14 protein-coding genes are annotated in these 20,290 nt (G+C 59.5%); 7 read left to right on the top strand and 7 right to left on the bottom strand.

The features are described 5' to 3' along the window. Positions 1–55: 55 nt before the first annotated feature. From ACTJK7_RS27730 to yjiA, 3 genes are all read left to right on the top strand, one after another. Complete coding sequence (locus ACTJK7_RS27730; RefSeq protein WP_064382116.1) at positions 56–2,122, top strand: carbon starvation CstA family protein; 2,067 nt, start codon at positions 56–58, stop codon at positions 2,120–2,122. Between the two features lie 15 nt (positions 2,123–2,137). Beyond that, entirely contained in the window at positions 2,138–2,335 is a 198-nt protein-coding gene (locus ACTJK7_RS27725) for a YbdD/YjiX family protein (RefSeq protein ID WP_108563295.1), read from the top strand. A 163-nt stretch (positions 2,336–2,498) separates the two neighbouring features. After that, a complete protein-coding gene (yjiA, locus tag ACTJK7_RS27720; RefSeq protein ID WP_440780335.1) occupies positions 2,499–3,473 on the top strand; it encodes a GTPase in 975 nt (324 codons plus the stop codon). 122 nt (positions 3,474–3,595) lie between these two features. Here yjiA and ACTJK7_RS27715 read toward each other — a convergent pair whose 3' ends face one another. From ACTJK7_RS27715 to ACTJK7_RS27705, 3 genes are read right to left on the bottom strand one after another with little or no spacing between them, the layout of a single operon-like run. After that, on the bottom strand, positions 3,596–4,306 hold the full coding sequence (locus tag ACTJK7_RS27715) for a GntR family transcriptional regulator (RefSeq protein ID WP_440780336.1): 711 nt from the start codon (positions 4,304–4,306) through the stop codon (positions 3,596–3,598). 24 nt (positions 4,307–4,330) lie between these two features. Then, positions 4,331–5,035 (bottom strand): FadR/GntR family transcriptional regulator, encoded by a 705-nt coding sequence (locus ACTJK7_RS27710; protein ID WP_108563293.1) that lies wholly within the window; start codon positions 5,033–5,035, stop codon positions 4,331–4,333. Positions 5,036–5,084: 49 nt separating this feature from the next. Next, entirely contained in the window at positions 5,085–6,398 is a 1,314-nt protein-coding gene (locus ACTJK7_RS27705) for a C4-dicarboxylate transporter DctA (RefSeq protein ID WP_108563292.1), read from the bottom strand. 521 nt (positions 6,399–6,919) lie between these two features. On the opposite strand from ACTJK7_RS27705, the gene ACTJK7_RS27700 reads away from it, so the two are divergent. Beyond that, on the top strand, positions 6,920–7,072 hold the full coding sequence (locus ACTJK7_RS27700) for a hypothetical protein (protein ID WP_199912987.1): 153 nt from the start codon (positions 6,920–6,922) through the stop codon (positions 7,070–7,072). 58 nt (positions 7,073–7,130) lie between these two features. Beyond that, complete coding sequence (lanM, locus tag ACTJK7_RS27695) at positions 7,131–10,196, top strand: type 2 lanthipeptide synthetase LanM (protein WP_108563291.1); 3,066 nt, start codon at positions 7,131–7,133, stop codon at positions 10,194–10,196. Between the two features lie 74 nt (positions 10,197–10,270). On the opposite strand, the gene glyA is transcribed toward lanM, so the two are convergent. Beyond that, entirely contained in the window at positions 10,271–11,524 is a 1,254-nt protein-coding gene (glyA, locus tag ACTJK7_RS27690; protein ID WP_009045723.1) for a serine hydroxymethyltransferase, read from the bottom strand. A gap of 239 nt (positions 11,525–11,763) precedes the next feature. Beyond that, positions 11,764–15,612, bottom strand: coding sequence for a sensor domain-containing protein (locus ACTJK7_RS27685; protein WP_064382112.1), 3,849 nt, complete (start codon positions 15,610–15,612; stop codon positions 11,764–11,766). Positions 15,613–15,888: 276 nt separating this feature from the next. Here ACTJK7_RS27685 and ettA point away from each other — a divergent pair, with 276 nt between their 5' ends. After that, complete coding sequence (gene ettA / locus ACTJK7_RS27680) at positions 15,889–17,553, top strand: energy-dependent translational throttle protein EttA (RefSeq protein ID WP_011336021.1); 1,665 nt, start codon at positions 15,889–15,891, stop codon at positions 17,551–17,553. Between the two features lie 317 nt (positions 17,554–17,870). Then, on the top strand, positions 17,871–19,208 hold the full coding sequence (gdhA, locus tag ACTJK7_RS27675; RefSeq protein ID WP_440780338.1) for an NADP-specific glutamate dehydrogenase: 1,338 nt from the start codon (positions 17,871–17,873) through the stop codon (positions 19,206–19,208). Here the strand turns inward: gdhA and ACTJK7_RS27670 are convergent. Both ACTJK7_RS27670 and ACTJK7_RS27665 read right to left on the bottom strand, forming a co-directional pair. After that, complete coding sequence (locus tag ACTJK7_RS27670; RefSeq protein WP_108563289.1) at positions 19,205–19,699, bottom strand: GreA/GreB family elongation factor; 495 nt, start codon at positions 19,697–19,699, stop codon at positions 19,205–19,207. The two genes, gdhA and ACTJK7_RS27670, sit on opposite strands and share 4 nt — an antisense overlap. 70 nt (positions 19,700–19,769) lie before the next feature. Beyond that, positions 19,770–20,126, bottom strand: a complete 357-nt coding sequence (locus ACTJK7_RS27665; protein WP_064382109.1) for a hypothetical protein — start codon at positions 20,124–20,126, stop codon at positions 19,770–19,772. Between the last annotated feature and the right edge of the window lie 164 nt (positions 20,127–20,290).

The following is a 20,290-nucleotide window of genomic DNA, read 5'->3' as shown; positions in this document are numbered from 1 at the left end:
CAGCGCTAAACTCGGGGTGGCTGTCTTTCTTGTCCACCCTGGCTGGAATAATAAAATGAAAAATAATAATAGCCTGCTACGCCACTTACCCTGGCTGCTGCTGGCAATCGTAGGAGCGTGCGCCCTGGGCGTAGTGGCATTGCGCCGAGGCGAGGCGATCAACGCCTTGTGGATTGTGGTCGCCGCCGTGGCCATCTATCTGGTTGCGTACCGTTACTACAGTCTGTTCATCGCTAACAATGTGATGCAACTCGATCCGCGTCGGGCCACCCCCGCCGTGCTCAACAACGACGGTCTGGACTACGTTCCAACCAACAAACACATTCTCTTCGGACACCACTTCGCGGCCATCGCCGGCGCGGGGCCGCTGGTCGGTCCGGTACTGGCGGCGCAGATGGGCTATCTGCCCGGTACGCTGTGGCTGATCGCCGGCGTGGTGCTGGCGGGCGCGGTGCAGGACTTCATGGTTCTGTTCATGTCGACCCGTCGCAACGGCCGTTCCCTGGGCGACATGGTGCGTGAAGAAATGGGCCGTATCCCCGGCACCATCGCGCTGTTCGGCTGCTTCCTGATCATGATCATCATCCTCGCGGTGCTGGCGCTGATCGTGGTGAAGGCCCTGGCTGAAAGCCCATGGGGCATCTTCACCGTGATGGCGACCATCCCGATCGCGATGTTCATGGGCATCTACATGCGCTACATCCGTCCGGGCCGCATCGGCGAGATCTCGGTCGTCGGCGTGTTGCTGCTGCTGGGTTCGATCTGGCTGGGGGGGCAGATTGCCGCCGATCCGGTCTGGGCCAAGGCCTTCACCTTCACTGGCGTGCAGATTACCTGGATGCTGGTCGGTTACGGTTTCGTCGCCGCTTCGCTGCCGGTGTGGCTGATTCTGGCGCCGCGTGACTATCTCTCCACTTTCCTCAAGATCGGTACCATCGTCGCCCTGGCGATCGGCATTCTGGTGACCATGCCCGAGCTGAAAATGCCGGCACTGACCCAGTTTGTCGACGGCACCGGCCCGGTGTGGAAGGGCGGTCTGTTCCCGTTCCTGTTCATCACCATCGCTTGCGGTGCGGTATCGGGTTTCCACGCGCTGATCTCTTCCGGGACCACGCCGAAGCTGCTGGATAACGAAACCAACGCCCGTTACATCGGTTACGGCGGCATGCTGATGGAATCGTTCGTGGCCATCATGGCCATGGTCGCTGCCTCGGTGATTGAGCCAGGCGTGTACTTCGCCATGAACAGCCCGGCCGCCGTGGTCGGCGGTGATGTGGTGTCCGTGGCAACTGCGGTCAGCAACTGGGGCTTTGCAATTACCCCGGAAGCCCTGCAAGCCGTGGCGCATGACATCGGCGAAACCACCATTCTGGCCCGTGCCGGTGGTGCGCCGACCCTGGCGGTCGGTATCGCGCAGATCCTGCACAGTGTCCTGCCGGGTGAAAACACCATGGCGTTCTGGTACCACTTCGCGATCCTGTTCGAAGCGCTGTTCATTCTGACCGCAGTCGATGCCGGCACCCGTGCCGGTCGCTTCATGCTGCAGGATCTGCTCGGCTCCTTCGTACCGGCACTCAAACGTACCGAATCCTGGTCCGCCAACCTGATCGCCACCGCCGGTTGTGTGGCGATGTGGGGCTGGTTGCTGTATCAGGGCGTGGTCGATCCACTGGGCGGGATCAACACCCTGTGGCCGCTGTTCGGTATCTCCAACCAGATGCTGGCCGGTATCGCGCTGATGCTCGGCACCGTGGTCCTGATCAAGATGAAGCGCCAGCGTTACATCTGGGTCACCCTGCTGCCGGCCACCTGGCTGCTGATCTGCACCACGACTGCAGGCTTCATCAAGCTGTTCGACGCCAACCCGGCGATCGGCTTCCTGTCGCTGGCCAGGAAGTACAGCGATGCATTGGCCAACGGTCAGGTGCTGGCGCCGGCGAAAAGCGTCGAGCAGATGCAGCACGTGATCTTCAACGCCTACACCAACGCTACATTGACCGCGCTGTTCCTGTTCGTGGTATTCAGCATCCTGTTCTATGCGCTCAAGGTCGGCATCGCCGCCTGGGGCAAAAAAGAGCGTACGGACAAAGAATCGCCATTCCAGGCCCTGCCGGACGCGTAACCAGAGGATTGCAGCATGTTCAATGACCTGAGTCGCCTCGGTAAATACCTCGGTCAGGCCGCGCGCCTGATGGTCGGCATGCCCGACTACGACACCTACGTCGAGCATATGCAGACCAAACACCCGGATAAACCGGTGATGAGCTACGAGTTGTTCTTTCGTGAACGTCAGGAAGCCCGTTACGGTGGCAAGGGTGGGCCGAAGTGCTGTTGATCTGACAGCCTTCGGTTGATGCAGTCCCCAACTGTGGGAGCGGGCTTGCTCGCGAAAGCGGTGTGTCGTTGAGCAATGATGTCGNGACTGACACGACCCCTTCGCGAGCAAGCCCGCTCCCACATTTGTTTTGTGTTGTTCATCAATTTTGTGAAGGGGATCGATGTTGTCTTCTCCAATACCTGTAACGGTGCTCAGCGGTTTCCTCGGCGCCGGCAAAACCACCTTGCTGCGCCATCTGTTGAAAGCCGAGCACGGCCTGAAAATCGCCGTGATCGAAAACGAATTCAGCGACGCCGGTATCGACACCCAATTGCTGGGCGACAAGCCGGTGCAAGTCATGACCCTGGCCAACGGCTGCGTCTGCTGCACCATCCACACCGACCTGACCAAAGCCCTGTACCTGCTGCTCGAGCGGCTGGACAGCGGCGAAATCGCCTTTGATCGGCTGGTCATCGAATGCACCGGCCTAGCCGACCCGGCCCCGGTGGCGCAGACCTTTTTCATCGACGAAGAACTGCGCGAGCGTTACCTGCTCGACGGCATCATCACCCTGGTCGACGCTGCTCATGCCGAGTTGCACCTGACTCAGACTATCGCCCAGGCGCAGATTGGTTTTGCCGACCGCTTGCTGGTGAGCAAAACCGATCTGGTGGACGAGGCCGCGTTCACCGCGCTCAGCGAGCGACTGACCCGCATCAACCGCCGGGCACCGATTCGCGTGGTCGAACACGGCAACATCGATCTGGCTGAATTGCTCGATGTGCGCGGTTTCAACCTGAATGCCGATCTCGGCGGCGGGGTGAGCTTGCGGCCGGTGAGCAAGGCGCCGTCCATTGACCGGATTTCCAGTCTGGTGCTGCGTACCGACCAGCCGCTGGATATCGATCAGCTCAGCGAATTCATGAATGAACTGCTGGAAGAGCACGGCAAGCAATTGCTGCGGTACAAGGGCGTGTTGAACATCGCGGGCGAAGATCGGCGGCTGGTGTTCCAGGGCGTACTGAAACTCTACGGCTTCGACTGGGACACCGAGTGGGCGGAAGGCGAAACGCGAGAAAGCGTGATCGTGTTTATCGCCGACGATTTGCCGGAAGAGAAGATCCGGGCGGGGTTTGCTCGGGTCGTGGCAGGCTGAAGGCTGTTCGGTGCCTGTGATGAAGTCATCGCGGGCAAGCCCGCTCCCACAGGTTAAACAGAGGGCACAATGTTTTTGATCGCCTCAAACCCTGTGGGAGCTGGCTTGCCAGCGATGGCGATTTAGCCAGCAACACAATGTTCGAGGGCTTCACCCAGCAACGTCTGCTCAAGATGTTCCAAATGCCGATTCATCAACATACCGGCTCTGGAAACATCTTTACGCTCCAACGCCTCAGCCAACGCCAGATGCTCCTGCCACGCGCAACATCTGTGCGTCTGCTTAGTGCATCGCGCAATCGCCAGCGACGTCAGCGGCACCAGGGTGCCGAGAAAGTGCGCCAACGGTGCATTCCGCGCCATTTTCGCCAACTGCAAATGGAACTCTCCGGACAGGCGAATCGCCGCCCCGCGTCGATCTTTATCAACAGCCTGGCGCTCGTATTCGATCAACGCTCGCAGGCGCTTCAAATCTTCAGCCTGCACATGCTGACAAGCCAGCCGCACCAGCGTGTTCTCGGCCAGGCGCCGGGCATGCAGGGCCTGGCGCGTCTGCTCGGGGTCCGGCGCGGCCACCCGTGGTCGGTGGTTGGCCCGCAGCACGATGATCTGTTCATGGGACAGTTGGGTCAGCACCCGACGCACATCGGCGCGGCTGACGCCGAACATCTGCTTGAGACTCTCTTCGGTGAAACGGCTGGTGGCATCGATACGCTGTTCGAGGATCGCATCGAACAGGCGCGGATACAGATCGTCCACCGGCGCGTGCAGGCGGGAGAAGGGCAGGGCCGCCGAGGTCGAGCGAGGGTGCGACGGCGTGGCAAGACTGTTCATGGCCGGTCTCCAGTGTGAGGCGTTTCAGTGGCTCAAGTTGTCATCCGGAATATTCAGCTCGATGCCCATCCGCTGGCCTTCACGCAGGATGTGCCGGCGCATTTCGGCGCTGGCCTGGGCGCTGTTCTTGCTGCGGATCGCGCGCACCACGGCTTCGTTTTCCTCAAGGCGTTCGGCCAGGTGCTCCGGCGAATTGCGCAGTACTTCGGCACTTTGCTTGAGGGCGTTGCTGGTCTGTTGCACCACGCTCTGGAAAATCGGGTTCGAGGTCAGGGTGAACAATTCCTCGTGGAAGGCGATGTAGGCGCTGACGCCGGCCTCACTGTCACCCGCTTCGAGGGCTTCGCGCATGTCCATCAGGGTCAGGCGTAGTTGCCCGACTTCCTTGCTGCTGATCGACTGCGCTACCAGACCGACGATGAAGGGCTCAAGGGTGTAGCGAAGTTGCAGCACGTCTTCGAGACTGGCGCCGGCTACCGCGTTTTCGTGGCTTTGGCTGTCACTGGCCTGGGCATCGAGCACTACCACGCCTTTGCCCGGCATCGAGCGCACCAGGCCGAGGGTTTCCAGCACGATCACCGCTTCGCGCAGGCTCGGGCGGCTGATGCCCAGTTGTTCGGCCAGTTCGCGCTGACCCGGCAGCATCTCCCCGGAGCGCCACTGACCACGGGCCAGCGCGGCCCGGAGTTTTTCTACCACTGAGTTGACGACGGTTGATGTAGTAATCACGTGTTCGCTCCATGATCCGTGCCTGCACCCGCGCAGGCGCGGCGCTCATTCAGAATTCTTTGGCCGCCGCTTGAGCGACGGTTTTTCTCGGCTGAAAGTTATAGCCCTGCTCGCCGTTGAGCACCTTGTTCGCCCGTTGCACATCGATGTCCTTTTCCCAGCGGGCGATGGCCACGGTGGCGACGCAGTTGCCGATCAGGTTGGTCAGCGCCCGGCCGATGCCCATGAACCAGTCCACCGCCAGCACCAGCACCAGGCCGACCACCGGAATCGCCGGGATGGCCGTCAGCGTGGCCGCCAGAATCACCAGCGCCGAACCCGGAATACCGTGGGCGCCTTTGGAGGTAATCAGCGACACCAGCAAAATTGTCAGCAGATCGGTCATGGCCAGCGGCGTACCGGTGGCGTTGGCAATGAACACGATGGCCAGGGTCAGGTAGATCGAAAAGCCGTCGAGGTTGAACGAGTAACCGGTTGGAATCACCAGCCCGACGGTCGAGCTACCGATGCCCAGATGTTCGAGCTTGCGCATGATCTGCGGCAGCACGGCATCGGAGGACGCAGTGCCCATGACGATCAGCAGTTCTTCACGCAGGTACTTGAGCAGCGGCCACATGCGCAGGCCGGAGAGGCGCATCACCAGACCGAGAATCAGCGCGACGAAGGCGATGCAGGTCAGGTAGAACAAGCCGACGAGGCTGCCCAGGTGTTGCAGGGAATCGAGGCCATATTTGCTGGTGGTGAAGGCGATGGCGCCGAACACGCCGATCGGAGCCAGACGCACGATCATGCCCATGATCCGGAAGATCACATGGCTCAGCTCGTTGATCAGCCGCGAGATCCCGGAAGCGGCTTCGCCCACCAGATTCAACGCGCTGCCGAACAGCACCGAGAACAACAGCACTTGCAGGATGTTGTTCTCGGCAAAGGCGCCGAGTACCGAGGTCGGGATCAGGTCCATCAGGAACTGAGTGGTGGTGTGCATCTGCTGGCCGCGTTCGGCGATGTCGCCCATGTCGGCGGCGGACAGCTGCTCCAGATGGATGTTGGCGCCGCTGCCGATCCCGGTGGTGAAGGCGAACACCAGACCGATCACCAGGGCGATGGTGGTCAGTACTTCGAAGTAGATCACCGACTTGAGGCCGATACGCCCGACTTTCTTCAAATCGCCCGCGCCGCTGATGCCGCTGACCACCACACAGAACACGATCAGGCCGATGAGCATCTTGATCAGTTTGATGAAACCGTCGCCAAGCGGTTTGAGCTGGGCCGAGTATTCGGGAAGGGTCAGCCCGCAGACGATGCCGAGCATCAGTCCGAGAACCACTTGGAGGAAGATTGAACGCGAGCACCATCTGAGCATGGGAGGAATCCTGGTCGGTGTCCTGGCTGCCGTGCGCGGGGCGCATCAGATTCAGGACTTAATTATTGTGGTCTTACCGGTATGTCCAGTGCAGGCGCAGTCTACGTCCGGTTTTTTCGGCTTTACAAGGGGGAATCGAGAAATTGGCATGACCGGTCTGACCAGTGGTAGTGACGCTCACTCACATCCTTTTCAGGGGCCCTCACGGAACTCCAGTCGTAAAAAATTGAATCCGATATTTGATCAAGTTGAATGCATGAGCCTCAGAGACGCATTTTGTTAAGTTTAGGTGAACATCCAAATTCAGTTTTTACGGGCTCTTTAAGTGGTGGGGTGTTACTGAATTGTTGCAGTGTATTTTATTTTTTAAAATTAGTTGCTCGTTTTTTCAGCTGTTCTGTTAGTTGCGGGCAGGATGAATTTACATTTTGTTTTGGATGATATTGGTGTGCGCTTGATGATGGGTGATAACTTTACATGGCGCCAACTGAGGCGACTGTATATTGATTAGGAGTTAACTCATGCAAGAGCAAATCATGGATCTGTCGGGTGAACTGGATGCCGAGTTTGAAGCGTATGTAAGTTCCGGTGACGCAGGTATTGAAGGTGGTGGCACGATGTGCACAGTTATTCAATGCGGGACTTTGGGCTGCACCGTTCTCGCTTGCTGCTGACCCTTCCATAATGCAGGGCGGATCGACGATCCGCCCTGTTCGTCAAAGGCTGTGACAGATGCTGAGTGATGTTCTGGACTTCAATGAGCGGAAGAAATGGGGCGCTGCAACTGATAGTGAAGCAATGCGCAAATGCCTTGAACTTTTGCATAAGGATGATAAAGCTGTTCTTTGTTACTTTGGTTTGCATAGGCGGGAATTGCTCAAGGCATTTAAAGATTTTGCAGGTGCTGATAAAAATGGCGATGCCCCTGTTGTTGAGGCGCTTGGCAGGGGGATTCGAGAAGTCGATGCGCGACAGGTTGGCTGTGAAAGTCAGGATGCTTTTAGTGGGTTTCAGGCTCGCTGGTTTTTATACTTTAAATGCGTATTTGAAAATGATCCCCGGTTCAATTCAATGGGTCACTGGATCAATGTCGAAACGTTTTTATCGAGTGTTCGCCCATATATTGTTTCCTTGGTTAAAAGCTTTTCCGAAAAATCACTGGTTCACCAATTAAACAGTCGGATAGCCGAGGGAGAGGATCTTGATCTCGACGCATTCAACCGGGAACTGGCCAACGAGACACTGGTTCCGTTTCTGACCGCTTATCCTGTCCTGGCTCGCCTGTTGCTGGATCAAATTGAAGCCACGGTGAACTACCTGTACAAGGTTGTCGGGCATTTCATCAGCGATATCCAGGCGCTGGAGACGGCTTTTGGCCTGGCCGTTCGGCAGATCGATTCGATAGAACTCGGCCTGGGTGACGCCCATGCCAATGGCGAAACCGTCTGTTGCCTCCAGATAGGTCGGCACTCGCTGATATATAAGCCAAGAAGCAACCGGGAAGCCATTTTCTACGGTGCGTTGCTCGCCCGGCTTCACGAGCTCAGCGACAAGCCCTGCTTTTCTGTGTATTCGCCCATCATGGTGTCGGTGGACAATCGCTGCTGGGTCGAAAAAATCCAGCACCGAGCCTGTGAGGCCGAGAGTGACCTGGCGCTTTTCTTTCAGCGCCTGGGCGCTCAGGTCGCAGTGATTCACGCCTTGAATGGCATCGACTTTCACTACGAAAACCTCATCGCCTGCGGTAGCCACCCGGTGATGATTGATCTGGAATGCCTGTTCACGCCCGCCATGGTGGATTTGAAAGTCAACCTGCCGCATGGTCGCGCGCTGTTTAAAACCATCAGGTTCAACAGCCAGTCGGTGTACTCGAGCGGTTTTGTACCGTACGCCCCGGGCTCCGATAATGACTACAGTGGCCTGAGCCGGCAGCAGCAGTTCCAGTCGAAAAAAAGGCATCTGGTTCGTGAGCAGGGTTTCTACCGTTTGAAGCAGGTCATGGTGCAAGGGGAGCCGTCCCTGTCCCACCGGCCGGTTTTCGAGGGGGAGGTGCGTTCGGTTACCGATCACAAAGAAGCTTTTTTGCGCGGGTTCGAGCAAGGCTACGATGAAATCATGGAGCGGCGTGGCATGTTGCTCGAGTTGCTCGAGCAACATGCCGGCTCCTTGAAAACTCGGGTCTTGATCAAGAATACGCAGCGTTATGCGGACTTCATCGGGATGATGTTGCACCCGCGATTCACCCGATGCCGCCTGCAGCAGGAATTATTGCTGGCAACCTTGTGGTCGGAATTGAATGAAACGCTCAACGATTGCGGGGTCCCCCGACATGAAATCAAAGACCTTGAGAGAGCCGGCATTCCCTGTTTTAGCATGCCTTTGCTCTCCAACTGCCTGATCGATGGTTATGGCCAGGTCGTTGCGCCGCTGGCAATCGAGCGTCCGTTCGACACGTGTCGCCGCAAGCTGGACAGTCTTTCGCCGTCAGACAAAGCCTTTCAACTGCATGTCTTGCAAATGTGCCTGTTTCCCGTGGCCAACGAAGCGTTACCGCTGAATCGGGCACATCACCTCAACGCAGCGCCTGACCCGAGTGGCGCGCAATTCCTTGAAGGTGCGATGAGCATCGCCCAGGCTATCGAGAGGGGGCGCATCGAGGGTGAGGAGGGCGATGTTGGCTGGCCGTTCATGGATACGCACCCCAGAACACAGCAACACTACCTTTCGCCGATGGGCAACGGTTTGTATAACGGCATGGGAGGTTTGGCGATTTTCTATCTGAGCCTGTACCGCGTCAGCGAGATGACATGTCACTTGGACGAGGCCGAGCGAATCCTGTGTGCCATGCATCATTCTCAGGGGTATTTTGCCAACGAGCTGACGGCCAGTGCCTATTTCGGCCTCACGTCCTATCTGTACGTGTTGGTCAACCATCGGCTCATGACAGGTCGCCAGACGTATCAAGCGACCGTCGATGAACTGCTGGTCAAACTGACCGGATTTCCACGGGAGGGCGATGAATTCGATTTCATTCACGGCTGGTGTGGAACCGTGACTGTTCTGGTCAACCTTTATCACCTTGAGCCGCAAGACGCTTTGCTGCAGATGATTGAAAAGCTCTCGCTGGCTATTCAATCAGCACTGATGCTGGAAGCGGGAACACTGTTGCTCAACGCCACTGGAAGGCCGCTGTGGACAGGCTTTTCCCATGGTATTTCCGGAGTTTTGCATGCGCTGGGTAAAATCTGGTCGGTGACGAAAGAGCCGTTGCTGGCCGAACGCATCGCCCAATGGTTGCGGGCGGAGAACCGTCTTGCATCCGATGGCTTCTGGCTTGATCTGCGAGAAAACGCGAAGTCTATATCCACCATCAAGTGGTGCCATGGCGATGGCGGAATTCTCATTGCCCGACGGGGGCTGGCACAAGTGATGGGCGTCGCGCTGGACGCCGATACCCGAACGATCCTTGAACAGGATATTGAGCGCTGTGAGCGTCATCTCTGGGAGCAGGGGCTTGGGTCTGGTTACAGCCTGTGCCACGGTGATTCCGGCAATCTGATATGCCTGCTCAAACTCTATCGCGCCACCGACAATGAGCAGGGCATTGCGCAGGTCAATCGGGCGCTCTCCCAAGTGATCGATAATTTCTTCAAGGAAGACTTTATGGATGAAAGCAACATCCCTGACCTGGGGATGATGCTGGGAATCGCCGGCGTGGGTCAGGCTTTGCTGCATGCGCTGGACGCCAGTTTGCCTGATGTGTTGTCGCTGGAGTTCGCAACGCCGGAGGCGGCCTGAGGCACACAAAACCCGGACGAAAAAAAACCGGCCATCACTGGCCGGTTTTTTATTGCTGCGGTTCAGCGGTGCAATCAGGCGCCGTATACCGGCAGCTTCTTGCAGATGGCCTTGACCTTCTCACGAACGGCGTCGATCACCGCTTCGTTGTTCAGGTCAGCCAGGATGTCGCAGATCCAGCCTGCCAGCTCTTTGCACTCTGCCTCTTTGAAGCCGCGAGTGGTCACGGCCGGAGTACCGAAGCGCAGGCCGGAGGTGACGAACGGGGAGCGTGGGTCGTTTGGCACGGAGTTCTTGTTCACGGTGATGAACGCTTTGCCCAGAGCGGCGTCGGCGTCTTTACCGGAGATTTCCTGCTTGATCAGCGACAGCAGGAACAGGTGGTTTTGAGTACCGCCGGAAACCACGTCGAAACCGCGCTCGATGAACACGCCGGCCATGGCCTGGGCGTTTTTCACCACTTGTTGCTGGTAAGCCTTGAACTCAGGCTGCAGGGCTTCCTTGAAGCAGATCGCTTTGGCGGCGATCACGTGCTCCAGCGGGCCACCCTGGGCACCCGGGAATACCGCGGAGTTCAGCTTCTTCTCGATGTCGGCGTTGGCGCGAGCCAGGATCAGGCCGCCACGTGGACCGCGCAGGGTCTTGTGGGTGGTGGTGGTCACGACGTCAGCGAATGGAACCGGGTTCGGGTAGACGCCAGCGGCGACCAGACCGGCCACGTGAGCCATGTCGACGAACAGGTACGCGCCCACCTTGTCGGCGATGGCACGGAAGCGCGGGAAGTCGAGGATCTGCGAGTAGGCAGAGAAACCGGCCACGATCATTTTCGGCTTGTGCTCGACCGCCAGGCGCTCGACTTCGTCGTAGTCGATCAGGCCGTTGGCATCGATGCCGTACTGGATGGCGTTGTACAGCTTGCCGGAGGAGGAAACGCTGGCGCCGTGGGTCAGGTGACCGCCGTGAGCCAGGCTCATGCCCAGGATGGTGTCACCGGCCGACAGCAGGGCCAGGTAGACAGCGGCGTTGGCCTGGGAACCGGCGTGCGGCTGAACGTTGGCGTAGTCGGCGCCGAACAGCTCTTTGGCGCGGTCGATGGCCAGCTGTTCAACAACGTCGACGTACTCGCAACCGCCGTAGTAGCGCTTGCCCGGGTAGCCTTCGGCGTACTTGTTGGTCAAAACCGAGCCTTGAGCTTCCATCACCGCTGGGCTGGTGTAGTTCTCCGAAGCGATCAGCTCGATGTGTTCTTCCTGGCGCTGGGCTTCTTGCTCCATGGCGGCAAAAAGATCGGCGTCGTACTTGGCAATAGTCAAATCACGGCTGAACATGGCGGTCCTCAAGGATCGGGGGCAGAAAAGGGGGGCATTCTAACCCAACAGGTTTTGGATGGCATATGAAACGACATCATGTCGCAGACAAGTGGCGTTCATGACAGATGTGCGGTGCTTTTGCTGGCCTCATCGCTGGCAAGCCAGCTCCCACATTAATTGAGGCAAGCCCACGATTTTGTGATCGACATCAATCCTTGTGGGAGCTGGCTTGCCAGCGATGGCAGCGCCGCAGATGTTCAGTCAAACATGAACAGCGCATCATTGCTGAACTGCGCCTCGAACCGTCCCGCCGGCATCGGTCGCCCGAACAGATAACCCTGAACCTCGTCGCAGCCATGCTCGCGCAGGAAGTCCAGTTGTTCATGGGTTTCCACGCCCTCGGCGATCACCGCCAGATTCAGGCTGTGGGCCATGGCGATGATCGCCCGGGCGATCTGCGCGTCCTGCTCGCCGGACGGCAGGCCGTCGACGAAAGTGCGGTCGATCTTCAGCACGTCGATCGGGAATTGCTTGAGGTAGTTCAGCGATGAGTAACCGGTGCCGAAGTCGTCGACCGCAATGCTCAGGCCGAGGTTTTTAAGGCCTGCAAGAATCTGCATCGCCTCGCTGACTTCACGCATCAGGATACTTTCGGTCAGCTCCAGCTCCAGGCAGGCCGGCGGCAGGCCGGTTTCCTTGAGGATGGTGGCGATCCGCGTGCCGAGCTGGCCGTCGGAGAACTGCCGCGCCGAGATGTTCACCGAGACCTTCGGCACGCGCACGCGGCTCTGGTGCCAGGTCTTGAGCTGGCGACAGGCTTCGCTGATGACCCAGTCGCCGACGTCCACCACCAGCCCGAGTTCTTCAAGCACCGGAATGAAGTCCCCCGGCGGCACCAGTCCGCGACGCGGATGACGCCAGCGCAGCAGGGCTTCGGCGCCGGTCAGGCGTTTGCCGTCGCCGCTGAACTGCGGCTGGTAATACAGCACGAATTCGTTCTGCTCCAGGGCGTGGCGCAGATCGCTTTCCAGTTCCAGACGCTCCAGCGCACTGGCGTTCATGTCGGCCTGATAGAACTGGAAGTTGTTCTTGCCGCGTTCCTTGGCGTGGTACATCGCGGTGTCGGCGTTCTTCATCAACTGGCTGAGTTCATTGCCGTCCTGCGGGCTCAGGGCGATGCCGATGCTGGCGGTGACGAAGAATTCGCGACCCTCCAGCACGAACGGCCGCACAAGGCTGGCGAGAATCTGCTCGGCCACGTGGATCGCACGGTTCAGCGCCATCTCGCGGCTGGAGCGGTGTTGCAGCAACAGGGTGAATTCGTCGCCGCCCATCCGCGCCACGGTGTCGTCATCGTCGACGCAGGCCAGCAGCCGGGTGGCCATGTCCTTGAGCATGCGGTCGCCGGCGGCGTGGCCGAGGGAGTCGTTGATCGGTTTGAAACGGTCGAGGTCGAGGAACATCAGCACCACCCACGACTTCTGCCGTTCGGCCGATTGCAACGCGGTGTGCAGACGATCCTGGAACAGCGTGCGGTTCGGCAGGTGGGTCAGGGCGTCATAGTAGGCGAGGCGGTGAATCCGCTGCTCGCTGGCCTTGCGCTCGCTGATGTCGCTGAAGAAGCACACGTAACTGGCCAGATCGCCCTCGTCATCGAGCACCGCAGTGATGCCGACCCACGCCGGGTAATGCTCGCCATTGCGGCGCTTGAGCCAGACTTCACCTTCCCAGGTGCTGTGCTGATGCAACTGCTTGAGCACGTAGCGCAGGTGCGCGTCCTGCTGTTCGTCGACGGTCAGCATGTTCGGCAACTGGTCGAGCACTTCGCTCACCGCGTAACCGCTGACCCGGCTGAACGCCTCGTTGGCCTGGACGATGTAACCGGCCGGGTCGGTGATCAGGATCGCCGAGGTCGAGTGCTCGAAAACCGTGGCCGCCATGCGCAGGTCTTTCTCGGCGCGGCGCTGCTGGCTGATGTCGCGGCCGACCCCGAGCACGCCTTCGAAGGCGCCATGTTCGTCCCACACCAGCACCAGACGCAGTTCGATCGGGATCTTGCGACCGTCGGCGCGCAAGCAGTCGAACAGGAACATCTGGGTCTGCACCTGGCTTCGCAAAGTCACCAGTTGCTCGGGTTTGCCCAGCGCTTTGCTGACCCGATCCATCAGGTGATAGATGCCGCTCAGTTGCTGCGGGTTGGCGATGGTCGATTGCCAGCCGTTCTGGAAAATCCACTCGGCGTCATAGCCCAGCACCGCTTGCACCGACGGGCTGACGTAGTTCAACGACAGCTGGCTGTCGGTGGAGAAAATCACGTCGCTGATGCTTTCGGCGAGCATCCGGTAGCGTTGTTCGCTGTCACGCAGGGATTCGCTGGCTTCGATCTGCTCGGTGATGTCCTTGGCCACGCCGATGATCCGCGTCACCTGATCGTGCTTGTCCCGGGCCAGCGCCTGTTCACGAATGTCGAAGCGCCGCCATTTGCCGTCGCGGTGGCGGAAGCGCAGCTGGCATTGCAGCAACTGGCTGTAACCGGCGTGACGCTGCATCTGCCGCGAGCGGTGGTAATAGTCGGCGTCTTCCGGGTGCAGAAGGATTTCCCAGAAGTACTCGCCCATCTGATGCAGTTCGGTGCGGTTGTAACCGAGGGTCTGGCCGAGGTGGTGGTTGCTGAAGATCATCCGCTGGCTGATCACGTCCTGCACGTACAGGTGATCCGGCACGGTGCGCACCACGTCCGACCAGAAACCTTCGCGCTCCAGCAGCGACAGTTCGATCAGTTTGCGGCTGGTGATGTCGTTGATGCTCAGGATCACGGCCTTGTAGTCGTGCTGCTCTTGCGGCAGGCGCAGCACCAGCCACAGATGCTGGTCGCGGCCATTGATGTCCGGGAGCTTGATTTCCAGTTCCAGCTGTTTCTGTTGCTGGAGTACGGCGTCGAGCACCTGATTGCCGATGGCGCACTGACTGTGCGGCTGGCCGTCGATCAACAATTGCCAGGCGTGGTCGCAGGAATTGACGTTGAGCAGTTGCAACGCAACCTGGTTGACCTCGGTAACCCGCAGTTCCTGGAGCAATTGCTGGCGCTGCGCGGGCTGGTCGAGCCAGGCCTTGAGCTGGTCGCTGGTCTGGATCTGGGCCTTTTCGAACAGCTGCTTGAGCCCCGAAAGATCCAGCACGCACAACGCCACGCCGGTGCCTTCGAAAATATCCTGATAACGCCGACGCCCTTCATGCACCTGACGCTGACGGCGGCGCATGTTGAGCAGTGCGATAAACGGCAGCAGCGAGAGCGCCAGGCCCAACAGGCATTTGCCGATGAACGCCGGCAGCAGTTGTTCGAGCACGTGCTGGCGGTCGAAAAGGCCACGCAGTTGCCAGTCGCTGCTGCTCAGCGGCACCGTCAGCACGCTGTTGGCCAGATCGTCCGGGGTCAGGACGCTGGTGCTGCCGATGGGCATCGCTTCGTCGCGGCTGATGATCTGATGGTTGATGCGATTCTCTACCAGCCACAGAGGACGGATCCCGGTTTCGCCCTGTTTGGTCAGTGCTTTAAAGAAGGTGGGTGTCAGCCGCAGTGCCCAGTAACCGCGAGTGCTGCCACTGGCCTGGTGCAACAGCAGATGCACCACCGAGCCGTCGTCGTCATTGCTGAAGTAATGCGCCTGAGCGCGGCTGCGGCGGACAAGATCGCTGAGGTAATCGGCGTCTTGGCTGTCAGTCGCGCTGTCGCTGAGGATTTTTCCGGAGGGGCTGAGCAGGGCCAGGCTGCGCAGGTCGGGCAGCGACTTTTGAAGTTTGCGCAGCAGCGCCTGCTGTTCGTCGGCCGACTGCGGTTGTTCGACGATCGGTAGCAGATTGAGGGCAATCTGCGCGTTCAACGCCATGTTCAGGCTGACCTGGGCGGCGAGGTCGGCGGTGTAATCGATGGTGTACTGGCGCTGGTTTTTCTGGGTTTCGCGCAGTTGATCGAGCAGTTGCCAGAACAGCAGCGCGAGCAGCAACAGCACCAATGTCGCCAGCGCGCCTTTCAATGTTCCGCGCAGGGACGAGCCGGGCGCCGGTTGGGTGCTGCTCACAGAAGCTGGCGGAGTGACATTGGACAAGCTGTAATCCTGCGGTCTGGCTGGACTGGCGCGACGTGCACTATAAGCCGGACGCCCAAGAGGCGGCTAGCATGCCTTGAGTTGTGGCGAAGTGCCAGCCCCGCTCGGCTGGACTGCCTTCCGTCATTCAGGTAGCTTTGCCGGTTACGCGGGAGCGTTCCAGCTCCTAGACTTTCCGCGCGCACGCATTGATATCTTCCAGTGAACGACGCGCACGGTCTGGCCGGGCATTGCCTGTGTCCCAATCATTCATCAGTCACTGACCCAAGGTTCTCCATGGCTCAATACGTCTTCACCATGCATCGGCTGGGCAAAGTTGTTCCGCCGAAGCGGGAAATCCTGAAAAACATTTCTCTGTCTTTCTTCCCCGGCGCCAAGATCGGCGTACTCGGCCTCAACGGTTCGGGTAAATCCACCCTGCTGAAAATCATGGCCGGCGTCGACACCGAGTTCGAAGGCGAAGCGCGCCCGATGCCGGACCTGAACATCGGTTACCTGCCGCAAGAGCCGCAGCTGGATCCGACCAAGACCGTGCGTGAAGTGGTCGAGGAAGCGGTCAGCGTGATCAAGGATGCGCAAGCGCGTCTGGACGAGGTCTACGCCGCTTACGCCGACCCGGACGCCGACTTCGACAAGCTGGCCGCCGAACAGGCCAAGCTCGAAGCGATCCTGCAGGCCAGCGACGGTCACAACCTGGAGCGCCAGCTGGAAGTCGCCGCCGATGCGCTGCGTCTGCCGGCCTGGGACGCCAGGGTCGAGCACCTGTCCGGTGGTGAAAAACGTCGTGTGGCCCTGTGCCGTCTGCTGCTGTCCGCCCCGGACATGCTGCTGCTCGACGAACCGACCAACCACCTGGATGCCGACTCCGTTGCGTGGCTCGAACACTTCCTGCACGACTTCCCGGGCACTGTGGTCGCGATCACGCACGACCGTTACTTCCTGGACAACGTCGCCGGCTGGATTCTGGAACTCGACCGCGGCGCGGGCATTCCTTACGAGGGCAACTACTCGGGCTGGCTGGAAGCCAAGTCCGATCGTCTGGCCCAGGAATCCAAGCAGCAATCGGCTCACGAAAAAGCCATGAAGGAAGAGCTGGAGTGGGTGCGCAAAGGCGCCAAGGCCCGCCAGTCGAAATCCAAGGCTCGTCTGCAACGCTTCGAAGAAATGCAGTCGCAGGAATTCCAGAAGCGTTCGGAAACCAACGAGATCTACATCCCGGCCGGTCCGCGCCTGGGCGACAAGGTCATCGAGTTCAAGAACGTCACCAAGGGCTACGGCGATCGCGTCCTGATCGACAACCTGTCGTTCTCCATGCCGAAGGGCGCCATCGTCGGCGTGATCGGCGGTAACGGTGCCGGTAAGTCGACCCTGTTCCGCATGCTGATGGGCAAGGAAACTCCGGACTCCGGCAGCATCGAGATCGGCGAAACCGTGCAACTGGCCTGCGTCGACCAGAGCCGCGAAGACCTGGACGGCAGCAAGACCGTGTTCCAGCAGATTTCCGACGGTTCCGACCAGATCCGCATCGGCAACTACGAGATCCCGTCGCGTACCTACGTCGGTCGCTTCAACTTCAAGGGTGGCGATCAGCAGAAGTTCGTCAAGGACCTGTCCGGTGGTGAGCGCGGTCGTCTGCACCTGGCGCTGACCCTGAAGGAAGGCGGCAACGTCCTGCTGCTCGACGAACCGTCCAACGACCTCGACGTTGAAACCCTGCGTTCCCTGGAAGAAGCCCTGCTGGACTTCCCGGGCGCCGCCATTGTGATCTCTCACGATCGGTGGTTCCTTGACCGCGTCGCGACCCACATCCTGGCGTACGAAGACGACTCGCAAGCGGTGTTCTTCGAAGGCAACTACACCGAGTACGAAGCCGATCGCAAAAAGCGCCTTGGCGAAGCAGCGGCCCAGCCACACCGGGTACGCCACAAGAAACTGGCCTGATTTCAGGTTGGTTGCATGAAAAAGCGGAGCCTTCGGGCTCCGCTTTTTTTTTGCCTGCAATACTGCGCTGGCCTCATCGCTGGCAAGCCAGCTCCCACAATTTCTGCGGTGCTCACCCGTCCAAGGCAAGGCGCAAACTCTGTGGGAGCTGGCTTGCCAGCGATGGCGGATTAACAGTCGATGCAGGTCTGAAATTACAGCATGTGTACTATTTGTTTTCATAAATGCGACATTTTGTTCGGTTGCTGTGTACATATCGTTTGTTACAGTCCGGCTCAATCGCTTCCAACGACAATAAATCTGCCGAGACTTTTCCCATGATCGAATCCGTCGAATCCTTCCTTGCCCGTCTGAAAAAACGCGATCCGGATCAACCCGAATTCCACCAGGCCGTCAAAGAAGTCCTGCGCAGCCTGTGGCCGTTTCTCGAAGCCAATCCGCACTATCTGACCTCGGGGATTCTGGAGCGCATCTGCGAGCCGGAGCGGGCGGTGGTGTTCCGGGTGTCGTGGGTCGACGATCAGGGCAAGATCCAGGTCAATCGCGGTTTCCGTATCCAGATGAACAGCGCCATTGGCCCGTACAAGGGCGGTTTGCGTTTCCATCCTTCGGTGAATCTGGGCGTGTTGAAATTCCTCGCCTTCGAGCAGACCTTCAAGAACTCCCTGACCTCGCTGCCCATGGGCGGCGGCAAGGGTGGCTCGGACTTCGATCCGAAGGGCAAGAGCGACGCCGAAGTCATGCGTTTCTGCCAGGCGTTCATGAGCGAGCTGTACCGCCACATCGGTGCCGACGTGGACGTGCCGGCCGGTGATATCGGTGTCGGCGCGCGGGAGATCGGTTTCCTGTTCGGCCAGTACAAACGCCTGAGCAACCAGTTCACCAGCGTGCTGACCGGCAAGGGCATGACCTACGGCGGCAGCCTGATTCGCCCCGAAGCCACCGGTTTCGGTTGCGTGTACTTCGCCGAGGAAATGCTCAAGCGTCGCGAGCAGACCGTCGAAGGCAAACGCGTGGCGATCTCCGGTTCCGGCAACGTTGCGCAATACGCGGCTCGCAAAGTGATGGATCTGGGCGGCAAGGTGATTTCCCTCTCCGACTCCGAAGGCACGCTGTATTGCGAGGCGGGCCTGAGCGAAGAACAGTGGTTGGCGCTGCTGGAACTGAAGAACGTCAAGCGTGGGCGGATCAGCGAATTGGCGTCTGCCTTCGGTCTGGAGTTCCGCGCCGGTCAGTTGCCATGGTCGTTGCCGTGCGACATTGCGCTGCCATGCGCGACCCAGAACGAACTTGACGCGGAATCCGCCCGCACCTTGCTGCGCAACGGCTGCGTCTGCGTGGCCGAAGGCGCGAACATGCCGACCACCCTTGAGGCTGTGGATATCTTTATCGAGGCGGGCATTCTATTCGCGCCGGGCAAGGCCTCGAATGCCGGCGGCGTAGCGGTCAGTGGGCTGGAGATGTCGCAGAACGCCATGCGCCTGCTGTGGACGGGCGGCGAGGTGGACAGCAAGCTGCACGGGATCATGCAGTCGATCCACCACGCCTGTGTGCATTACGGTGAGGAAAATGGCCGGATCAACTACGTCAAAGGCGCGAACATCGCCGGCTTCGTCAAGGTCGCCGACGCGATGCTCGCCCAAGGCGTGGTTTAAGAACGCTCTATGCGGATCACTTCAATCACTTGATCGCCGGCCGGGCGCTGCCACAGCACTTCATCGTTGAGCCGCGCGCCAAGCAGCGCACGGCCCAGCGGTGAAGCCCAGTTGATCAGGCCGTTGGCGGCATCGGCCTGATCCTCGCCGACCAGTTGCACCCGACGCTCGGTGCCGTGTTCGTCGGCGTAGGTCACCCAACTGCCGATCTGCACCTTGTCGTTCGACGTCGGGGCCGGCGCGACCTGAGCGCTGGCGACCCGTTGATTGAAATAACGCAAATCCCGTTCGAGATCGGCCAGCCGCTGCTTGTCGGCCTGTTCGCCCTTGGCGGACTGTTCGGCGTGCAGGCTTTGCAGTTCGGCGAGTTTCGCCTGCAACTGGGCAAGTCCTTGCGGCGTGACGTAGTTGGGCTGGGTGCTGACCTGCCGTTCGACCGGCTGATCGGCTTGCGCAGCGGCGTTGTCTTCGTTGACGAAAGCGCGACTCATGGTGGGCTCCTGTTATAGCCGTTGGGCCATGGTCGCAGGCAAAAGGTTTCGCTGGATGTCTGGAAGCGACCTACTGCGAACGATAAGCCCGCGCTGCGCCCTGATCCTTCTCCTGCTGCCAGGCGCGTTCGCGTTCGTCCCAGTGTTCGTTGCGATACTGTTCGCGGTCCTTGTTTTCCAGCATCGCCTGACACTGGCGGAAGCCGTCGCTCCAGCCTTCGGCGTATTGCTTGTCCTTGAGATAACGCGGCACGTTCTTGCGAAACTCGCCGCTGATCGAGCCGGCGGCCTGGCGTCCGCTGATGCAACCGTCATCGAAACCGTCAGCGAACGCCGGTGGATAACCCTTGGCAATCAGATCTTCGTGGGTGCTCTGACAGCCACCCAGCAACAGCAACACGCCCGCAAAACACACACACCGCCACATCACACTCTCCCGGGCCGTTAAACGGCTGATAGGGAAAGTGTAGAAGGTGATTCGTCGGGCTTTGGTGAAAGGCCTGTCAGTAATTCGTTAACCAGTGGAGAGCCCTGTGGGAGCGGGCTTGCCCGCGATGAGGCCATCAGAATCAACATCTCTGTTGACTGATC

This window comes from Pseudomonas sp. 22085, from assembly GCF_052045815.1.
In the GTDB taxonomy this organism is placed as follows: Bacteria; Pseudomonadota; Gammaproteobacteria; order Pseudomonadales; family Pseudomonadaceae; genus Aquipseudomonas; species Aquipseudomonas glycinae.
Note: the sequence above shows the minus strand (reverse complement) of the source record. Positions and strands in the feature narration are given on the sequence as shown.